The organism is Pseudoalteromonas sp. 23_GOM-1509m (assembly GCF_000518425.1).
Classification (GTDB): Bacteria; Pseudomonadota; Gammaproteobacteria; order Enterobacterales; family Alteromonadaceae; genus Pseudoalteromonas; species Pseudoalteromonas tetraodonis.
The window spans coordinates 144,116-162,676 of record NZ_JADO01000012.1; the positions used below are offsets into that span (position 1 = coordinate 144,116).

Below are 18,561 nucleotides of genomic sequence, written 5' to 3' on the forward strand. Positions count from 1 at the left end.
TAACACAATAAGAACAATATAATGTTAACAAAAACAAATGCATTAATTTACTTTTTAGCCTTTAGTAGTGGCTTTAGTATTATGGGAATAGAGCTATTAGGTGGGCGAATTTTAGCGCCTTACTTTGGCAGTAGTGTGCATATCTGGGGCAGTATTATTACTGTATTTATGCTTAGCTTATCATTTGGGTATTTACTGGGGGGTAAGCTGTCTATTCGTCATCCTTCGTTGACCAAATATGGGTTAATCTTTTTAGTTGCCAGTATTATGGTACTACCCATTGCTTTGTTTGCTGAGCCAATTATGGCATTTATTTTTTCGCATATTGAAGACAGTCGCTATGGCTCGTTACTCGCCTCAACCGCGTTATTTTTTATACCCACCATTATTTTAGGCATGATCTCGCCCTACTCCGTACGTTTACTGGTCACAAATAGTGAGCGCAGCGGCCAAGTAGCAGGTGGCCTTTATTTTGTAAGTACCTTAGGCAGCGCACTGGGCACCATTATTACCTCTTTTTATATGGTACTGGCGTTTGATGTTAACGCGATTATTTTAGCTTTTGCTGGTGTATTGGGCACGCTTGGGCTAATTGCTATTACCTTTGACAAACTTAAAGTACGAGAGGCCGTTTATGCTTAAGTTTAAATCCCTGTTTGTTTGTATTACGGCGCTACTGCTTTCATCATACAGTGCAGCTAATGTTGTGCATAAAGAGCGCTCCTTGTATCGAAATCTACTCGTTGAAGAAACTGGCGATTTACGCTGTTTAAAGTTTGATGAAAAAACCCGACAAAGCAGCCAAAGTTGCATGTACATTAGCGACCCTAAAAAACTCGTGTTTAACTACACTAAGCTGGCTTTTTCTAGTTTGTTACTGATTGATAACCCTAAAAATGTGCTCATTATTGGTTTAGGTGGCGGTACGCTTTCTAATATGATTCACGAGCTATACCCGAGTGCGCATATTGAAAATGTAGAAATAGATCCTGCGGTAATTAAAGTGGCGCGCGATTATTTTAACTTTATAGAAACCGATAACGTAACTGCTAAAGTGCAAGATGGGCGTATTTTTATTAAACGTGCGGCGCTTAAAAAACAGCAATTTGATTGGATTATTTTAGATGCGTTTAATGGCGATTACATTCCTGAGCACTTACTCACAAAAGAGTTTTTTGAAGAGATAAAAAGCGTATTAGCAGAAGGCGGAATTGTGGCTGCTAACACTTTTTCATCAAGTAAACTCTATGAGCATGAGTCGGCAACCTATCATGCGGTATTTGGCGATTTTATTAATGTAACAGCCAATAATAATAGTAATCGTATTATTTTGGCTGGTTATAGCAATATCCCTACAGAGCAACAAATAGCGCAGCGGGTGACGCAGCTAGCTCCGTTACTTGCCCCTTATGACGTAGATATAAAGGCAATTAGCCAGCGTATGTTTTTCACCAAAGATGGTAAAGATTGGCCAAGTGATACTAAGGTGCTAACCGATCAATACTCTCCAGCAAATTTACTTAACTTTTAGGGGTTGTTACAAGGTCACTTATATCCGGTGACCATTACTTATTAAAAAGATAATATTTTAAGGAAGCGATAATGCACATTCACTTTATTATTCATGAACATTTTGAAGCGCCAGGCGCTTATGAAACCTGGGCAAAAATGAATGGTCACACGTTGTCTTACACCCGTATTTATTTAGCTGAAAACTTACCGCAACATGCTGATGATATAGACTTTTTAATCGTAATGGGTGGGCCACAATCGCCCGCTACATCGCTTGCAGAATGCGCTTATTTTGATAGCAAAAAAGAACAAGCCTTTATTGCCAGTGCGATCACGGCAAACAAAGTAGTGTTGGGCGTTTGTTTGGGGTCGCAATTAATTGGTGAAGCGTTAGGCGCGGCTTATCAACCTAGTCCAGAAAAGGAAATTGGTAAGTTTGCTATTACCCTCACTGATGCAGGTTTGAATCATCCGTTATTTAGCCATTTTGGCAGTGAGCTTAATGTGGGGCATTGGCATAACGATATGCCAGGGCTGACTACTACAGCCAGTATTATTGCCTATAGCGAAGGTTGTCCAAGGCAAATAGTCGCTTATAGCGATTTAGTATTTGGTTTTCAATGCCACATGGAATTGACCACCGAGGTGGTTACCCTCCTCATTGCCAACGATGATTTAAGCAATGCCCAAAACCATCGCTTTGTAGAAAATCCCGAAAAGCTCTTAAGTCACGACTATAGTGAAATGAACAATAAGCTTTATACTTTCTTAGATAAGCTTGCCGTACACTATTTATCTAAATAATACTTATTTACGTGAAGTTAAAATACCAAATATTTACTTAGCCTGCTAACTAATGCTAAAATTTGCTAGATATTCACAAGTAAGAGTTCCTATGAGTAGCACTATTCCTTTTCATGAAACACTCGATTTAACCTTATGCGGCAATATGGGCCGAGTGCACCGTTTATGTCGAGAAGCGGTGACACTGGCGGTTGAACCCTTAGGTTTAACTCAGTCGCGCTGGACGGCAATGATCCACTTACATCATTTACCTTTAGGGGCAACACAGCAAGCGTTGGCGACCAGTTTAGGTATTGAAATGCCCTCATTAACGCGCACCATTAAGCAATTAGAGCAGCAAAATCTGGTTATTCGACAAGTTGATGAACACGATAAACGCAGTAAAAAATTGTACTTTACCGATGAGGGTATAAAGTTATTAGAACATTTAAAAGAGCTAACAAGCGATATTAAACAGCGTTTATATGCCGGTTTAAGTACTGAGCAACTTGATGGTATGGCGCATAGTTTAGTGCAAATGGAAGAAAACGCGCGGCGTTGTATTGCAAGCTTATCTGGAGATAAATAAGTATGACACCTGATCAAAAATTTGCCCGCTACGTTAAAGTTTCGCTTGTTGGTTTTATTGTTGTCTTTTTTTATTATATTGTTGCCGATGTGTGGTTGCCGGTTACGCCACAAGCACGGGTTTATCATCCGGTTGTGCAAATATCACCGCAAATAAATGGCCGTGTTACCGATGTATTGGTCAGTAATAACCAAGCGGTTAAAGCGGGTGATGTATTATTTGAGATAGATAAAAATACTTACCAACTAGCACTTGAGCAAGCACAGCTTGCCCTTGACGATGCTAAACTTCAAAATAAACGCCTTGATACCAATGTAAAAGCGCTTGAGGCACAAATAAGTGCAGCTAACGCTAAATTGCATGAGCAGCAGCTATTAAAAAAGCGTGGCGAAACGCTTTATAAACAAAACTCTATTTCGGAACAAGAGCTTGAAAGCATTCGTGCAAATTTTGCAGCAAGCCAATCTAATTTAGCCGCCTTTGAAGCACAGCTTTCTGAAGCTGTTTTGGCGCGAGGCGACTCGGGGCAAAATAATTTAGCGCTGCGCCATGCGGCCAATCAGTTAGCGCAAGCCGAGCTTAACTTATCCTATACGCAAGTGCGTGCTTTAAGTGATGGTGTAGTGGCTAATTTACAGTTACTTGAGGGTTCCTATGCTGTTGCGGGTAAGCCATTACTTGCTATTGTGGCAAGAAAAGCAGATTTAGTGGCTGATTTTCGTGAAAAGTCACTATTAAATATGCAGCCAGGCAGTTTAGCAAAAGTAGTGTTTGACAGCCGACCAGGTGAAGTATTCGACGCTAAAATTGAAACCTTCGAAGCAGGTGTTAGTGACGGGCAACTTAGTGCGAATGGATTACTTAGCACCACCGAAACCAGCAACCGCTGGGTTCGTGACGCTCAGCGTCAACGTATTCATTTAGTGCTGCCAAATAACACTCAGCTTATAAATAATATGCCCAGTGGTGCGCGTGCCACTGTGCAGTTACTTCCACAATCGGCTATAGGTCAATGGTTGGGATCAGTACAGATCCGCTTTATTAGTTGGTTACATTACATTTATTAGTGGGGCGAGTAATGACACAACATGTTAGCCAAGCGCCACAACTCGATTCAAATGGTTTACGCCAAGCGCTACGGATTGCTGGCGGCTGCACTATTGGTTTTACTTTGTGCAAGTTAATGAATTGGCCCAATGGAATATTTTTTACAGTTTACCCTATGTTATTACTGGGTTTAGTGCCAAGTATTAACAAAGGCGTGATCCATCAATTTGTTGCCAGTGCTGCCTACAGTGCGTTTATAGTGCTTATTTTACAGGGCTTATTTTCACACTTGCCGGTGTTAATGACGCTCATTATTTTTGCCAGCTTTTGTATATTGTTTTACTTAATGAGCTCTGGTGGAGCATTTTTATTTGGTGCTTTGGGGGCGGTGAGTTTATCGATTCAGTTGCACTTTGCCAGCCATGTTGATCAAGGAAGCAGCATTTACCCGCTTATTTTAAGTAATGGTATGGCTATTTTTATTACTATTATTATTGCGCTCTTGATGCATGGTTTGTTTCCTGATGTGACAGCGCGGCCCATGCGGGCTGTGCCACACAAGGATAAAGAAAGTATTCGTCACGAGGTGTTGCTATGCGCTAGCGTTGCGACTTTATCATTCGTGGTTTTTCAGGTACTTGACTTACAAGATTCAATTTCGGCGCAAGCGGCGTCTATTTTAATTTTGTTTTCGTTGTGTTTTAAGGCTGCGGGCACCGCAAGTTGGCAACGTATTATTGGTACACTGATAGGCTGTAATGCTGCCTTAGTTGCGCAATTGTTTTTGTATAACCATACTGACGTTTTGCTTTTTCCGGTGGCTATATTATGGATTTTGTCTTTTATATTCAGTCGTTTTCATATTTTAGGCGGTGGTCCACCGGGTGTTGGGTTTGGGGTATTAACCACGTTTGGCATTTTATTTGGTCAGTCGTTAGGCCCAGGGCAAGATTTAATATACAGCGCCATGTATCGATTTAGCTCGGTGGCTGTTGCAGTAACAGTAAGCTTAAGTGCAGTGTATGTAGTGCATCGAATCCTCAACCGATTTAGCGTCACCCGCCATCATACTTATGATTAAATTAAAGGCTGCATCCGCAGCCTTTTTATATACTTAACCACAGTACAGGTTACTAAAGTTATAGCTTAATATTACCGCGTAGGGCTTTGGTTTGGCCGTGTTTGGTTTTTTTGTCCATGCGTTTACGCTGTGAGTTACGGCTAGGTTTGGTAGCACGACGTGCTTTATTAACTTTAGTCGCGCTTAAAATTAAATCTTTTAGCCGTTTTAATGCATCTTCCCTGTTGAGCTCTTGGGTGCGATGGCTTTGCGCTTTAATAACCAATACCCCTTCTTTGGTGATCCTTGAATCTTTTAAAGCAAGTAATCGTTCTTTATAAAAGTCAGGTAATTTAGAGCGATTAATATCAAAGCGTAAATGTATAGCACTGGCTACTTTATTAACATTTTGCCCGCCTGCACCTTGTGAGCGAATAGCGCTGAGCTCTACTTCCCATTCATCTATGGTTACGGTATTTGAAATAGTTAACATAGTGCCCCGCTCTTTTTGCAAAAAATGTATTATATCATCAGTACATTGACTTGTGGTGAATCAAGCGGTCATTGCTATTTACAGTCTAATATTTGTTAAATAAACACATAAAAACTAATTTATTCTACACTTACTATATTGCTTTTTAATTCGCTTTAATTATATGAAACAAATATCTATTTTAATGTTTTTGGTGTGTATGCTCGCTATTTCATATGCTGTTTATGCTAAATCATCACAAACATTTAGTGCTGGTGTAATTGCACAAGAACAAGTTTATCCAATCAAAGTATTAGCTTTGGGTGATTTTCAGCGTTGCTTTGTTGTTGCTGCGCAAAAAGAAGATGCTCTGTATTCTGCGTGTTATATCAAAAAGAGCGCGCAATCGATTTGGGTTGCTGAATCTGCGGGAGCGCGTTGTGAAATAAAATGTGAGTCGCATTTAAACAGTGATGGCAAAACACAGGCGCAGTACTTTACTACTGATTTATAGTAAAAATGCTGTGCCAAGGTTTCTTTATCGCGGTGGTGAGCCCTTTTATTTGTTTAATCACTTGCGTATCACAAGCTGTTTGCTTTGCATTATGAGGTCCTGACAGCATCAAATAGTGGGCTTTACCTTTTATTGCTCGTTCTGCTATGAACAGTGATGGGTTTTCTCTTAGCAGTTTTTTGTTAACGGATTTTTTAGAGGTATATGCACCATACTGGCAAAAATAAGTCTCAGTATTTTTGGTTTCCACATTGCTCCACTCTCCTATTTTTCGCCACTGTGGTGAGGCATATCGCCTTGCATCAACCATAAAGCTACCATGAAGCGCTGGTATTGAATAAACATCATTAATGGTTTGTTGTGCTTTAGCTGCATTGTTATATGGGCCTGCAACGAGGTAATAGCTATCACGACGTTCATGCTTATATAACTGCAAAGCATAGGCTGCTTTATCAATTTTATTCGCAACAGTAAGTGCCGATTGAAACTTTTTGAATACGCCTAATTGCACAAAATAAGGTGTTTGTTGGTTTGATTCAGCCGCTATTGTAGCTTGTTCAGTTAAGGTATCAGCGTTATTTGTGTATACAATAATATCTTGCAATATTATGGTATCGCCGCTTTTTTCAGTGATGACCTGCTCAGGAAGATTTTTTATAGTTATGTTTTCTGAGAGTTGCTCATTTTTTTCTATTTCAAGCATATAATTTCCTTGAGAAACATTGGGGAAATAATAATAACCATCATATTCAGTGACCGTTGAATAATGCTTTTCGCCGTCTTTTTCTTTAAGTACAACCGTGAGTCCTGCGATAGGTTTACTCTTTTCATTGCTCGATAGATAAATAGTCCCCTCAACCTCGTTGTAGACCACTAAAGGAATATTTACTTTGGTTTGTCCGCCTCTATGAGCCAATGTTTTAATTTTTCCTAAAGAGGGCTGCAAGTAAGGATTAGACAACGAGCGTAAATTAACATCTAAAACCTGGCCACCGTAACTGCTTGGTAGCAAGACCTTTCCGTCATTATTGGTGTATTTATCTCGCCATAGGTAGTTGCCAGTAAAATTAACGTCTTGAATTGGCTCATCGCCTTGGTCAAAGATTTCATTTTCATTCCAATCTATGAACGAACTAACTTCTATTTGCCCGGAATTTAATGAGCGAGGAGTGTCAAAGTTAAAGTCTGCTTCTAAATGATCAAAACTAAATGTGCCATTTAAACCTAAAGATAAGCGCCAATCTCCTTGATTATCAACTTGCCCTGATACTTGTATATTAAATATCTCATGGCGGTAAGTATATTGATGATTTAAAAGCGTACTTGCCGCAGAGTTAGACTGATACGTCAGCTGGGTTTGATTAAAGGTGCTTTGTGTTTGTGGCCAGCGTAAACTACTTCTCAAACGAGTGAGTTCTGCGCCATTATTAGCCTGCCAATCTAAGGTGTTGGTCCATTTCCAAGAGGCAATATCTATTGAAGAATAAAGCCGGTTTATTAGGTTATTGGTATCGTCATCATAAAATAGTTGGCTTGACCATGTTCCTGCGACATAACTTTTATTGATGCCTAATGAGAACCGATTTTTAGTGTTAGTATTTTTACGTACTTCATTGTTCCATCTCATATTCCAGTTAAGGGAGTTAAAAAAATCAGTGCGGCCATTGAGGCTCAGTGACACCCTATTTTTGAGTGAGTTCTCTTGTGCTACAAATAAAGCGCTAGAAAAGTTATTAAGGGCACTGTATTCAACATTAACATTAATATCGTTATAAAGTTTATTAGAAAGTAGGCCTCTAAAACCGGCAAAATAAGCATAGCCAGCATCGAGTTGTTTTGTGGCTAAAAAACGGTAACTGCCGTGATCTGTAAGTGTGTTTAGCCCAGATGATAGGTAGCTGCTGTTATTTTGTTCAGTTTGCAAATGAGTAATTTGAGCGTCATAAGTAATAAACTCACTAATGCCATAAGAGAGATTACTTTTAAAGGCATTACTCATCGCCGTTGAGGAGTTACTGGATTGATTAAAAAAGCTTTTATCTGTTTCTAAAAACTCCACCTGATAGCTTATTTTTCCGGGCGATAGTGCGTCTTGCCCTATTGTATATTTTTGAGTGCGTGTAATTTGCTCACCCTGTGAGCCAAAAAGTTTAATTTCAAAGATATTATTGCCGTAAAAAGTTTCAACATCGGTAAATCGAACCAAATTTTCGTCGTTAGCTTGAGTCGTGGCAATAAATTGGCCATTTCGATGCAGCTCTGCTTGCCAGCCCGGTAGTGCCGGTTCTTCAATGGTAATAGTTGAAAAATTTTGTGCCGAATGCGGGTTAGCATTTGAAATATAAAATCCCCGGCCTTGGTTTGAGCTAGTAATAAGCTGATCTGACTGAGATTGAATATCTCCCAATTGGTAGTGAATGCGTGCCAGTGAGTGATCTTGTTCACTTAAGTTAAAGTCTTTAGTTATTTTTAAAAAGGTATTAGCGGTGTTTTCGTTTTTGTTGAATCGTAGTTCAGCTCGATGATGAAATAAGTCAAAGTAGCTATTAAGCCTGAGTAGTCCCTTATAACGATTATTAGACGATTTATAGCTTGCTGATAGCGAATATTCAGACACGGGGTAGGTTAGCGCTTGGTATTGGTCGTCTATAAAGTGGTCGTATTGCAGTGCTTTGGACTTAATTTTTTTTGTAATACCACTCGTTACTTGGTTGTTATTATAAGTAAGCAAGTTACTAGAAAATGAAACCTGCATCAGTGAGTAATCAAAGCGCGAGTCGGTATTTAAAAGTGTATTTATAACAGATAAATCAACATAGTGGTCGTAGTCATCGACAGCCCACAATGAAACATTTTCTGAGGGGGCTAAAGTTGAGGAAAGCTCAGCATTCAGCACCTGCTCACTTGAGTCAACGTTAGCAGACAGTGTATTTTGTGACACGTTTAAGCTAATTCCCATGGTCGATTTCAGGCCGCTTATGGGAAGTAGCAACTTATTTGATTTTGAGTAGTAAGCTTCTAAGTCGGAGACAACAGAACGGCCATTAACTCTTACATTTATAATCACAAAAGACTCCTCATCAATAGGCCATTGATAAAGAGTCGGTAACTGCTTTGCGATGATTGCTTTGGGTACAATTAACAGTAATGTACAAAGTAACAAGCGAGCCGTTATACCATAGTATAAGGCATTAATGTGTAGCATTTGTTATTTGATATTAATAGGGATCGCTAACTCGATTTTACCGCCGTAAAGCTCGTTTTCTTTGTAATTGAGTGTCACAGGCCCTGTCACAGGGGCTTGTAAAGTGATGTATACCTTGCGACGTGATAAAGGGGTATAAACGGCCACATTGGCTATTTCACCAATCATTACATTATTCTCATCGACTAATTCAAAGTTTCCATACACAGAGCGATTCCCTGTGAGTGTTTGCCAAAATGTTAGAGTCGGACGCCCATTTTGAGTAATTAATTGCGGGTTTATTAATTCTGAGTCAGCCTCTAATTGGCCATGACGAACAATAACAGGCACGCTGTAAGCAACTTTAGGTCTAATGCTTATTCCATCAATGTCGGGGTTTTGTGACTCAGAGGCTATGATTTTAAGCACCGCCCTGTATTCGCCTACAGCAAGCTCAGCTTTTTTGCGAATGGTCATTCTGATAGCTTGCATCCCTTTTGGGGCAATAGTGCCGCGACGTGGAGAAAACCGTAGCATGTTTTTGGCAGAGCGTCCTTCAACTTGTTGCGGATTAACATCTATAAGTGCTCCTTCTTCGGTCATATCTTTATGGGTAACAACAAGTTTAAAATCGAGATTTTTATTAGAGGTATTTCTGATAAGTAGTGAATTATTTTTAGTACGTCCATCAAAGTATAAACGGTATTCAGACAGCGCAAGGTTGGCACTACAAATTTCAGGTAGTAAAAGAGTTAGGCAAAGGGCGGCCCAACAAAAAAGTTTAAGAATCATGGGACAACTCAACAACATGATAATAAAAAGTGGAGCGCGTTGCTCCACACATTTTATTTTTAATGCGCAATTGCGCAAAAAATAAACTGAGGCTAACTTAGTAAGTTAGCCTCAGCTTTCATAGTCTTATTGGAAAGACACATCTACAGTGTAATCTACAGTGTAAGCAGCGCCCGCTGTCAGTGTAGAATCAACTGTCATATCACCATATACACTAACAGTAATATCGGTTGCACTTGCATCAGTAGTGAAAGCAGACGCAACATTGTCAGCAGTTGTTACACTGGTTGTGCCATCTGTAGCCGTTGTTACTGGAACAAAAGTTAAGTTAGTGCCTGTGCTTCCAGATACAGTAATATTCATTGCTGAATTTGGCGCTAAACCAGATACAGTAATTCCACCTAATTGAATGTTTGCATCTGACGCATCACAGTCACCCGATACAACGCCAGCATTATCCATCGTACAGGTTGAGCTTGTAGATAAGCGAATTTTACCAAAGTGCAGTGGGCTATCTTCTGCAAAAGTAGGCTCAGTCCAACCATTTACACTTGCTTGAAATGTTTGGTTAGATGCAAGTAAAGAAGTTGATGAAATTGCTAGCAAAGCGGAAGCAGCAAAGATTTTTTTATTCATAGTTTTTCCATTTTTAAAAATTATTATTTTTTTACTTCCGTGCAAATTAGTTTTGAGGGTTATCTCAGTCCATTGTTTCGGATTTAAACACAATTGTTATCAAAATGAAATCTTTTGTTAACATTAAGGCTTTTTAAAAGAGATAATTAGTATGAAGTTATTAATTTTGACCAGCAAAATGCAACAAGAAAAATAGCACCGATGTTAATTATTTTTTAACGCTAGAGGGAGTTATTTTAAGGCATAGTCAAAGCGACTTAATTGATGTTGAGCCTATATGAATGTTTATAAACTATTTTTAATCTTTCATAACCACTTTGTAGTTTTTTATGGCAGTCGCTCTGTGCTTAAGCGGTGAAATAAAGTGACTGCAACATCTATGCGAAATGTTTGTTTTTTGAGCATGATTTACGCGTTGTATCTCTATTGTTACCTTCCCAGTTAAAATCATTACGGATTAAACTGCATTTATCAAAGATCAGATTTTTACTAACATGTCGGTTTAAAAGTATAAGATTTAATTTTTCAAGCCTGTTTTTTCATCGTTTTGGTTGTTTTTTAGCTTTCTTTGGTAATAAGTTAGTAAAAAATCGGTTTATGCCAGCGGTATTTTATGCCTTGTTGGTAAAATACTGATCCAGTGTTATTTGAGAGAAATTTATAGCTTAAAAGGTCTCTAATTATTAGCTTCTTATATCAAAATTACCTGTTAAGGCTATGGAAAAACTTATTAAATAGAGTGCTTTATTTAACTTTTAATTTCATACACGGACGTGTGTTTACTGTGTCTTTATGTATTTAGCCGGTAACAGCAACGCATCCAGAGTAAGCATTTACTTAGATAGGTTATTTTATAGCTGACTTTTAATCTTTATATAGATCACTATTTAACTAACTCAATTAAATGCCTATTACTGCATTCAAATACAAATAAGAATTACTATCTTTTGTATTTGTTGGCGTTATAATATCGCCATCTTTTTTTAGCTATGTTTAAAAGGAATTTGCAGTTTATGCAGGCCTCCAACCGTCTTTTAGACTTTCCCAAACCCGTTTTTTCTATGTTATGGCAATTTATGCAACGCTTTAGCTATGAATTAGCGGTTTTATCGCGTTTTTTTATTGCCATTGTTGGCGGGTATTTTTTTACAGCCGTTAGTGTGTCGCTATTAAGTACAGTAGTGCCTGTACCTAAAGTTGACGCGGTTTTGCTTAGTGTGTCTGCGAGTATTTTAATTTATGCCCTAGTGTTTATTTATAGCTTTTATATTCATTCATTAAAAACTGTTTGGATCAGTATTTTACTAAGTATTGCAGCGCAACTTGTCGTGTTGTCGCTATTGAAGGGATGGTTATGAAAGGGAGTTTTTTTCGTTCAATGACGTGGTTACATACATGGGTGGGTTTGCTCGTGTGTTGGTTACTGTATTTAATATTTTTTGCAGGCACTATTAGCTTTTTTAGAGATGAAGTGAGCTTATGGAATCAGCCAAGTGTCCATAATATTGAGCAGCAGGCAGATCGTATTGGCGCGCAAAAGCAACAAATTGTGTCGGGTGTTGAGTATTTAAATGCGCAAGCACCTAATGCGCCTAATTGGCGTATAACGCTTCCTGAGGAGCGTATACCGTATTTAACGTATGGTTATGCAAAACCAAAAGAGCCTGGACAGCGCAGAGCCTCTTTTGAAAATACCCGTTTAGATCCAAATAATATGCAGCCTTTAGCACCCTTTGTAGATACCCGTGGGGGGAATTTCTTTTATCGCTTGCATTTTGATTTGCATTATATTGATGTAAAAACGGCGCGTTGGATTGTCTGTTTTGCTAGTTTATTTATGCTCATTGCGTTGATATCTGGCGTCGTTATTCACAAACGTATTTTTAAAGATATGTTTGTTTTTAGAGCTAATAAAGGCAGCCGTAGCTGGTTAGATGTGCATAATTTAAGTTCGGTATTTGCCTTACCGTTTCATTTAATGATTACTTATACGGGCATTATTACCCTGATATTTATGATTTTCCCCTACCCCGCGCAAACCGTTTATGAGGATGGAATACGAGGCTTTTTTAATGATGTTTCGCCAAGTAGTTCTGCAACAGAGTCGTTGCAAGGCACTGCACCGTTAGTGCCTATCAATACTGTTTTGGATCAGGTTTATACTAAGTGGCCAGAGGCTGATATAACTCGGGTGATTATAAATAAGCCGAATAAGGCCGCTGCGACTATTATGGTTTTGGTCAGTCCTGGAAAAACATTAAGGGATCAAGCACCGCGTTTGATATTTAGTGGAGCGAATGGTGAGCTTGTTGCTCAAACTGATGATGAACTCACCGGCAGTAAAGCGCTGTATGAGTCACTAAATTCAATGCACACTGGGCGTTTAGCAAAGCCATTATTACGTGTTTTATACTTTTTAGGCGGCATTGCTGGCTGCATAATGATAGCCACGGGCTGTATTATGTGGGCGAAGCGTATTCGGGAGCGAATGAAAAAAAATGCCCAGCCATCATGGGGTTTAAAACTCGTCGAAGCGCTTAATTTAGGAACTTTAATGGGATTGCCCTTGGCAACGTCTGCGTTCTTTTTAGCAAACCGATTAATCAGCACACGCGCAATGGAGCGCGCGGATAAAGAGATACTTGCCTTCTTTTTAACTTGGCTGTGTGTACTTATTATCGCTTTTGTAAAGCGTGACAAGTTGCAGTGGTGTGTTATGGCTGCCATAAACAGCATTGCTTGTTTTAGTGTGCCAGTGGTTAATGCGCTAACAACACAAGGGAATATAATCAGTTATTTACGTAATGAACAGTGGGCTTTATTTATGTTTGATAGTCTCTTTTTACTGTTTGGTTTGCTGTTTTTGTTACAAACCGAAAAATTACGTACTGCGCTGCAAGCTAAAAAACCTAGTCCGATAAACACTCAGGAGCAAAAAGTATGATGGCATTGCTCCCTTTTAGTTTATGTTTGGTGGCTTTTAACTGCTTTGCACTGGCTAAGTTTAATCATTTTAAGGATGTTTTTAACAAGCGCCCTACTGATCAGCAGCGTTTAATTTTATTGAGTGTTGCTTGGATCAGTATTTTACTAAGTTTGCTGCTTTGCGTTAGCGAATTACACGGCTATGGCGCTCTACAGTTTTGCGGGTTTATGTCGTTAAGTGCTTTAATTATAATGATTTTTTATAGTTTTTTAGTCAATTTAACTAAGCTTTTTAACTTGCTTGTATTATTGATATTAGCCACGAGTACGTTATTTTTTGGTTTAAATGGGCTTTAGTTAGTAAAAACCTGATCCCAAAGAATAGGCTAAATTGAGGTAAAAAAATGGCAAGCCATCAGGCTTGCCAATAAAAAAGGGGGATTGTCATTATGTCTTGTACTTGCCTTTCCTTTTGCAAGTAGGGCTAATATAGCCCCTCTTTATTTAGTTTACCTTACAGTAAGGTGAACGTTTTATTACAACCTAGGGGCATGTAAACCCCCTTTACAGCGATTTTTGATTTACCCAAATAATCTCATCTGTTGCAAAACCAAGCGCTTTTACTTGGCTTAAAAAGTGCTGCTTGAGCTCTTTACTCACTGTAGGTGTTCTCGATAAAAACCATAAGTAATCTTTGCTATAACTGGTAATAAAGGCATATTGATAATCAGGTTGGTCGAGCTCAAAAATAATATAGGCACCATAAAACGGGCCAAAAAATGACACTTTAAAATGCCCTGTATCGGCGTTTTCTACAAATTTAGCTAAGCCTTCAGCTTCGTCCCATTTTTGTTCTTTACTAATAAACCCTTTGTTTAATACCTTTACCGTTCCATCATCGTTAATTGAATAAGTGGCTGTTACTTGCTCCATTCCTTGTTCAAAAGAGTGGTCTAATCGTGCTATTTCATACCACTTGCCTTGGTATTTCTCTAAATCAAAGTTTTTAACAGGAGTTATTCCTTCGGGTGCGCTGGTACAGGCACTGAGTAAAAACACGGTGGTAATAAATAATGCGGTTTTAAAAGCGAGTTTCATGTTGTTTCCTTTTCTTTAGAAATTGCTATAGGATCGCTTTAATACTAAAGCAATTTAAAGAACTTAGCATGAAAATTTGGGTTGATGCTGACGCTTGTCCGGTGGTAATAAAAGAAATTTTATTTAGAGCCGCAGAGCGTACGCAAACAGAAACTATACTGGTTGCAAATCATGCCATGCGCATCCCACCGTCAAAATTTATTAGCCGACTACAAGTGTCATCGGGCTTTGATGTGGCTGATGATGAAATAGTAAAACGGATTGAAAAAGGCGATTTAGTGATCACAGGAGATATTCCACTGGCAAGTGAAGTGATTGATAATGGCGGCCAAGCACTTAATCCGCGCGGTGAGCTTTACACCACTGAAAACATTCGTTCATTACTAAATGTACGCGATTTTATGGATACTATGCGCTCAAGTGGCGTAGAAATGAGTGGTGGGCCGCCTCCATTAAGCCAAAGTGACAGACAAAACTTTGCTAACAATCTTGATCGTATTTTAGCGCAAAATAAGAGCAATTAAGGTGAGCAGCCAGTTAATAGGGTTAGGTGATAATTCATTCAGTGTTGCTGTGTATGTAGCAAAAGCGCCCCCTATGCCTTACTTTGAAACACTTGCGCAGCTAGAGCCTGTAGTTAGTGGGCAAATAAATAGCATAAACCAGCACTGTGGCAATGGCTGGCGAAAAGTTTTTAATGTGTACGCCAAAGTGTTATTTGCGCTGCCAAGCGAGTATTACTCATTTGCTAAACAAGCAGTGAGTTGGCAAGCATATCGAGATGAGCTGTTGTTACAGCAACATAGCGGGACTGCATTACTCTTTAGTGCGCCGGTGCTCACTGAGCATAAAAATCAATTGCACATTATAGCAGGGCGAACTCACGCTAAAAACTTGATACAACAAGGTAAATTAAACGCCCAACTTGATTGGCTTGATGATGAGTTTGCTATAGATAAAAGCCAGAATATTATTGTATGCCCCTATTTTGATTATAGGCAGCTGAGTAATATTAAAATTGCCCGTTTGAGTGAATTAGTGGCTCAGTTGCGAATAATCTGAGCCACTTTCGTTTTTTAGGTAAGTGTTACGCTCAGTGTGTTAGCGCTATCAACTAGCATGAGCGAGCCCAAAATAAATAGGATGCAGGCCGATGCACGGCCAAATTTTAGTGAGAGCGCCGGATTATTGCTGAGGATTTTTCTGGCACTTACCCCTATTAACCAATATACCAGCGCACAGCCAACTAAATGAATAATGCTAAGTACCAGCAATTGTTCAGTAATAGAAAATGACAGTGTTGGTAAAACAAACTGCGGCAATAAGGCTAAAAATAACAGCATCACTTTGGGATTCAAGCCACTAATTATAAAGCCCTTTCTCATCCACTTTAGGGGCGTGTCTGAGGTGTGTTCTTGGCCATCGTTATAGGCTGCAGGCATTGGAGGAAATCGGTACAGTGATACGGCAATCCAAATTATGTACAAAGCACCAAATAAAGTTAACAGCTTTATAAAAATGGCATGCGACGCTAATAACGCGCCTAAACCTACCACCACTATTAAACTGGCCATTAAATGCCCAAGTATTAACCCCGCTACTGCAGGAATGATTTTATCACCCGCTATACCTGCACTGATTGTATAAGCCCAATCGGCACCGGGGGTAAGTACAAACAAGATTGATACCAGCCAAAAAGAAAAAATAATATTAATATCCATACGTATCCATGCGCTAAAACCCAAAATAAGTGAGCTGCTATTTTATTTCTTTCTGATGAGTAAAAGTTACTGTATTTTACTGACATAAGCGTTCATTTTAGGAAATAATCAACTATGGATACCATAGATAGGAAAATTCTTGCTGAGTTGCAAGTTGATGGCAGGCTCACCCTTTCTGAATTGGCTGATCGTGTTGGGCTAAGCGTGTCACCTTGTCATCGTCGTGTAAAAGAGCTTGAGAAAAGCAAAGCAATTGTTGGCTACAGAACAGAAATATCACCTGAAAAAGTGGGTTTAAACTTTTCTGCGTTAGTATTTATTACTATTAAAGAAGGTGATAAAGCGTCGTTAAGCAAATTAGAGCAAGCGGTGGATGCTATCCCTCAGATCACCAATGCACAACGCTTATTTGGCACCCCTGATTACTTATTACACGTCGTTACTAAAGATTTAGCCGCGTTTCAGCAACTCTACGATGACAAGCTATCAGCCTTACCGGGTGTACAACGTTTAACCTCAACCATTGTGATGAAAGATATTGTAAGAGCGCGTAACTTGCACTTTTAACAGGTTATGTTTTACACGAACTTTAAAAAGTTAAGCCGATGACGCTGCAAAGCCTATGGCAGCGGGCTTTGCCTAAATAGGTAAAAATAAAGTGTAAATAAAGCTTGTTATAAAGTGTATTGCTGTTATTCTGCTTGCCATCGGGTTGATAGAAAGCCCTGTTTATTTGTAAGTACCTCGTTGTTATTAGTAATAATCCTTCGCGATATCCTCAAGTTAAATGTTTGTTTTCTTCCTGTTAAACGCCTATTTTAAGGCAAATTTTTTATTTATTTTTTTAGGATATTATTATGTCTAATACAACTACTGGTACAGTAAAATTTTTCAATGAAGCAAAAGGTTTTGGTTTTATTGAGCAAGAATCTGGCGCAGACGTTTTCGCACATTTCAGTGCTATCTCTGGCGACGGTTTCAAAACATTAGCCGAAGGCCAAAAAGTACAGTTTACTGTAACGCAAGGTCAAAAAGGCCCGCAAGCTGAAAACATCGTTTGCATCTAAATAGTTTTAATTGATGGGTTAGTGTTAACCCATCAATATTTATAAGTTTGAAAGAAGTTTTGTTTTATTTGTTAGTACCCCGTTGTTTTAGTAATAATCCTACGCGATATCCTCAAGTTAACTATTTTTTCGGCTCAATCGCCTCTTTTCAGGCACACTTTAATTAATTTTTAGGATACATATTATGTCTAATACAACTACTGGTTCAGTAAAATGGTTTAACGAAGCAAAAGGTTTTGGTTTTATCGAGCAAGAATCTGGCGCAGACGTTTTCGCACATTTCAGTGCTATCTCTGGCGACGGTTTTAAAACATTAGCTGAAGGCCAACGTGTACAGTTTACTGTTACTCAAGGTCAAAAAGGCCCGCAAGCTGAAAACATCGTTTGCATCTAATTATAGAGGGAGTAGGCTTTAAAGCGCACTCACTCCGCTTAAACTCGTGTTAAGCAATAAAGCTAATATCATTATGATATTAGCTTTTTTTTTGACAAAAATTTATACAACGTAACCGCTAAAGCCAAGTGCTTTAAAATAAAGCTTTGGAATACCAAATCCACATTCATTCAGTAGTTCACTAAAGCGCATACGATCTAGGGGGTAAAACTCTCTTTCGAGGTTATGCCCCATTTGAGTTTTGCCAGCTTCAGTTAAGCCTAATTGAGCACAGGTGTTTAATTGTGACTCACGCTCAAATGTTGTTTCTGGGCGCATTAAATCAGCAATGTAAAGATTCGCTCCTTTTTTAAGGTTAGTTTTAATGCTTTTAAGAATTTGTTTTTTGTCGCCGTTATCTTCTACAAAATGCATCACCAGTAAACATAATACGGCGTCTGCTTTCGCTTTTACTTTATCAACTGGGCTACATTCAATAGTGACACGGCTATCAATACCTTGCTCTGCAAAGCGCTGTTTTGCAATATCGAGCATATCACTGGAGGTGTCTTGGGCAGTAAACTGCCATTTAGGATTTATTTGTGCTAATGCTAATACTTCCTTACCTGTGCCGGCACCAATCACTAAAATGTGTGCATCGTCGCTTAACGTGGTTTGCAGTTGTGCATTGGTTAGTTGATGAAGTAGCTCATAGCCTGGGACTAAACGGGTAATGCGGTTATCATATTCTTGTGCTTCTTCGCCTTTGAAAGTGGGCATGCTGTCTC

22 protein-coding genes are annotated in these 18,561 nt (G+C 39.0%); 15 read left to right on the forward strand and 7 right to left on the reverse strand.

What is annotated here, in order from left to right:
• Window positions 1-21 precede the first annotated feature (21 nt).
• The 6 genes from N523_RS0106345 to N523_RS0106370 all read left to right on the forward strand — a co-directional run bounded on the left by N523_RS0106345 (window position 22) and on the right by N523_RS0106370 (window position 5,012).
• Window positions 22-642, forward strand: a complete 621-nt coding sequence (locus N523_RS0106345; RefSeq protein ID WP_028834641.1) for a fused MFS/spermidine synthase — start codon at window positions 22-24, stop codon at window positions 640-642.
• Entirely contained in the window at window positions 635-1,531 is an 897-nt protein-coding gene (locus tag N523_RS0106350; RefSeq protein WP_024602439.1) for a spermidine synthase, read from the forward strand. The genes N523_RS0106345 and N523_RS0106350 overlap by 8 nt, the downstream gene beginning before the upstream one ends.
• A 71-nt stretch (window positions 1,532-1,602) precedes the next feature.
• Window positions 1,603-2,316 carry a type 1 glutamine amidotransferase gene (locus tag N523_RS0106355; protein ID WP_028834642.1) on the forward strand — a complete coding sequence of 238 codons (714 nt, stop codon included), beginning with the start codon at window positions 1,603-1,605 and terminating at the stop codon, window positions 2,314-2,316.
• A 91-nt stretch (window positions 2,317-2,407) separates the two neighbouring features.
• A complete protein-coding gene (locus N523_RS0106360) occupies window positions 2,408-2,884 on the forward strand; it encodes a MarR family winged helix-turn-helix transcriptional regulator (RefSeq protein WP_008110790.1) in 477 nt (158 codons plus the stop codon).
• A gap of 2 nt (window positions 2,885-2,886) precedes the next feature.
• A complete protein-coding gene (locus tag N523_RS0106365) occupies window positions 2,887-3,951 on the forward strand; it encodes an HlyD family secretion protein (RefSeq protein ID WP_028834643.1) in 1,065 nt (354 codons plus the stop codon).
• Between the two features lie 11 nt (window positions 3,952-3,962).
• A complete protein-coding gene (locus tag N523_RS0106370; RefSeq protein ID WP_028834644.1) occupies window positions 3,963-5,012 on the forward strand; it encodes a DUF2955 domain-containing protein in 1,050 nt (349 codons plus the stop codon).
• A gap of 58 nt (window positions 5,013-5,070) precedes the next feature.
• On the opposite strand, the gene arfB is transcribed toward N523_RS0106370, so the two are convergent.
• Window positions 5,071-5,484 carry an alternative ribosome rescue aminoacyl-tRNA hydrolase ArfB gene (gene arfB / locus N523_RS0106375; protein ID WP_028834645.1) on the reverse strand — a complete coding sequence of 138 codons (414 nt, stop codon included), beginning with the start codon at window positions 5,482-5,484 and terminating at the stop codon, window positions 5,071-5,073.
• 163 nt (window positions 5,485-5,647) lie between these two features.
• On the opposite strand from arfB, the gene N523_RS0106380 reads away from it, so the two are divergent.
• Window positions 5,648-5,977 carry a hypothetical protein gene (locus N523_RS0106380; RefSeq protein WP_013462804.1) on the forward strand — a complete coding sequence of 110 codons (330 nt, stop codon included), beginning with the start codon at window positions 5,648-5,650 and terminating at the stop codon, window positions 5,975-5,977.
• On the opposite strand, the gene N523_RS0106385 is transcribed toward N523_RS0106380, so the two are convergent.
• The 3 genes from N523_RS0106385 to N523_RS0106395 form a co-directional block, all read right to left on the reverse strand.
• On the reverse strand, window positions 5,964-9,182 hold the full coding sequence (locus tag N523_RS0106385) for an SdrD B-like domain-containing protein (protein ID WP_028834646.1): 3,219 nt from the start codon (window positions 9,180-9,182) through the stop codon (window positions 5,964-5,966). The genes N523_RS0106380 and N523_RS0106385 overlap by 14 nt on opposite strands.
• Before the next feature lie 3 nt (window positions 9,183-9,185).
• Window positions 9,186-9,953 (reverse strand): hypothetical protein, encoded by a 768-nt coding sequence (locus N523_RS0106390; RefSeq protein ID WP_231485793.1) that lies wholly within the window; start codon window positions 9,951-9,953, stop codon window positions 9,186-9,188.
• A gap of 126 nt (window positions 9,954-10,079) precedes the next feature.
• A complete protein-coding gene (locus N523_RS0106395) occupies window positions 10,080-10,589 on the reverse strand; it encodes a hypothetical protein (RefSeq protein WP_028834648.1) in 510 nt (169 codons plus the stop codon).
• 1,013 nt (window positions 10,590-11,602) lie between these two features.
• On the opposite strand from N523_RS0106395, the gene N523_RS0106400 reads away from it, so the two are divergent.
• The 3 genes from N523_RS0106400 to N523_RS0106410 are packed head-to-tail and all read left to right on the forward strand — an operon-like array spanning window position 11,603 to window position 13,871.
• Window positions 11,603-11,947, forward strand: a complete 345-nt coding sequence (locus N523_RS0106400; protein ID WP_028834649.1) for a hypothetical protein — start codon at window positions 11,603-11,605, stop codon at window positions 11,945-11,947.
• Window positions 11,944-13,533 (forward strand): PepSY-associated TM helix domain-containing protein, encoded by a 1,590-nt coding sequence (locus N523_RS0106405; protein ID WP_028834650.1) that lies wholly within the window; start codon window positions 11,944-11,946, stop codon window positions 13,531-13,533. The genes N523_RS0106400 and N523_RS0106405 overlap by 4 nt, the downstream gene beginning before the upstream one ends.
• Window positions 13,530-13,871, forward strand: a complete 342-nt coding sequence (locus tag N523_RS0106410; protein WP_016899981.1) for a DUF3325 domain-containing protein — start codon at window positions 13,530-13,532, stop codon at window positions 13,869-13,871. The genes N523_RS0106405 and N523_RS0106410 overlap by 4 nt, the downstream gene beginning before the upstream one ends.
• 207 nt (window positions 13,872-14,078) lie before the next feature.
• On the opposite strand, the gene N523_RS0106415 is transcribed toward N523_RS0106410, so the two are convergent.
• Window positions 14,079-14,612: a lipocalin family protein gene (locus N523_RS0106415; protein ID WP_016899982.1), complete on the reverse strand. Its 534-nt coding sequence runs from the start codon at window positions 14,610-14,612 to the stop codon at window positions 14,079-14,081.
• Between the two features lie 68 nt (window positions 14,613-14,680).
• Here N523_RS0106415 and N523_RS0106420 point away from each other — a divergent pair, with 68 nt between their 5' ends.
• Together N523_RS0106420 and N523_RS0106425 are read left to right on the forward strand one after the other, a co-directional pair.
• Window positions 14,681-15,136, forward strand: a complete 456-nt coding sequence (locus tag N523_RS0106420) for a YaiI/YqxD family protein (protein WP_028834651.1) — start codon at window positions 14,681-14,683, stop codon at window positions 15,134-15,136.
• Window position 15,137: 1 nt separating this feature from the next.
• On the forward strand, window positions 15,138-15,674 hold the full coding sequence (locus tag N523_RS0106425) for a DUF6942 family protein (RefSeq protein WP_024602429.1): 537 nt from the start codon (window positions 15,138-15,140) through the stop codon (window positions 15,672-15,674).
• Window positions 15,675-15,688: 14 nt separating this feature from the next.
• Here the strand turns inward: N523_RS0106425 and N523_RS0106430 are convergent, their stop codons facing one another.
• Complete coding sequence (locus tag N523_RS0106430; protein WP_028834652.1) at window positions 15,689-16,333, reverse strand: LysE family translocator; 645 nt, start codon at window positions 16,331-16,333, stop codon at window positions 15,689-15,691.
• A 114-nt stretch (window positions 16,334-16,447) separates the two neighbouring features.
• Between N523_RS0106430 and N523_RS0106435 the strand changes: the two genes are divergently transcribed.
• The 3 genes from N523_RS0106435 (at window position 16,448) to N523_RS0106445 (ending at window position 17,794) form a co-directional block, all read left to right on the forward strand.
• On the forward strand, window positions 16,448-16,900 hold the full coding sequence (locus N523_RS0106435; protein WP_013462814.1) for an Lrp/AsnC family transcriptional regulator: 453 nt from the start codon (window positions 16,448-16,450) through the stop codon (window positions 16,898-16,900).
• A 290-nt stretch (window positions 16,901-17,190) separates the two neighbouring features.
• Window positions 17,191-17,400: a cold-shock protein gene (locus N523_RS0106440; RefSeq protein ID WP_008463923.1), complete on the forward strand. Its 210-nt coding sequence runs from the start codon at window positions 17,191-17,193 to the stop codon at window positions 17,398-17,400.
• A 184-nt stretch (window positions 17,401-17,584) separates the two neighbouring features.
• Window positions 17,585-17,794, forward strand: a complete 210-nt coding sequence (locus N523_RS0106445; RefSeq protein ID WP_007377377.1) for a cold-shock protein — start codon at window positions 17,585-17,587, stop codon at window positions 17,792-17,794.
• 102 nt (window positions 17,795-17,896) lie between these two features.
• On the opposite strand, the gene N523_RS0106450 is transcribed toward N523_RS0106445, so the two are convergent.
• Entirely contained in the window at window positions 17,897-18,553 is a 657-nt protein-coding gene (locus tag N523_RS0106450) for a class I SAM-dependent methyltransferase (RefSeq protein ID WP_016899984.1), read from the reverse strand.
• Window positions 18,554-18,561: the final 8 nt, after the last annotated feature.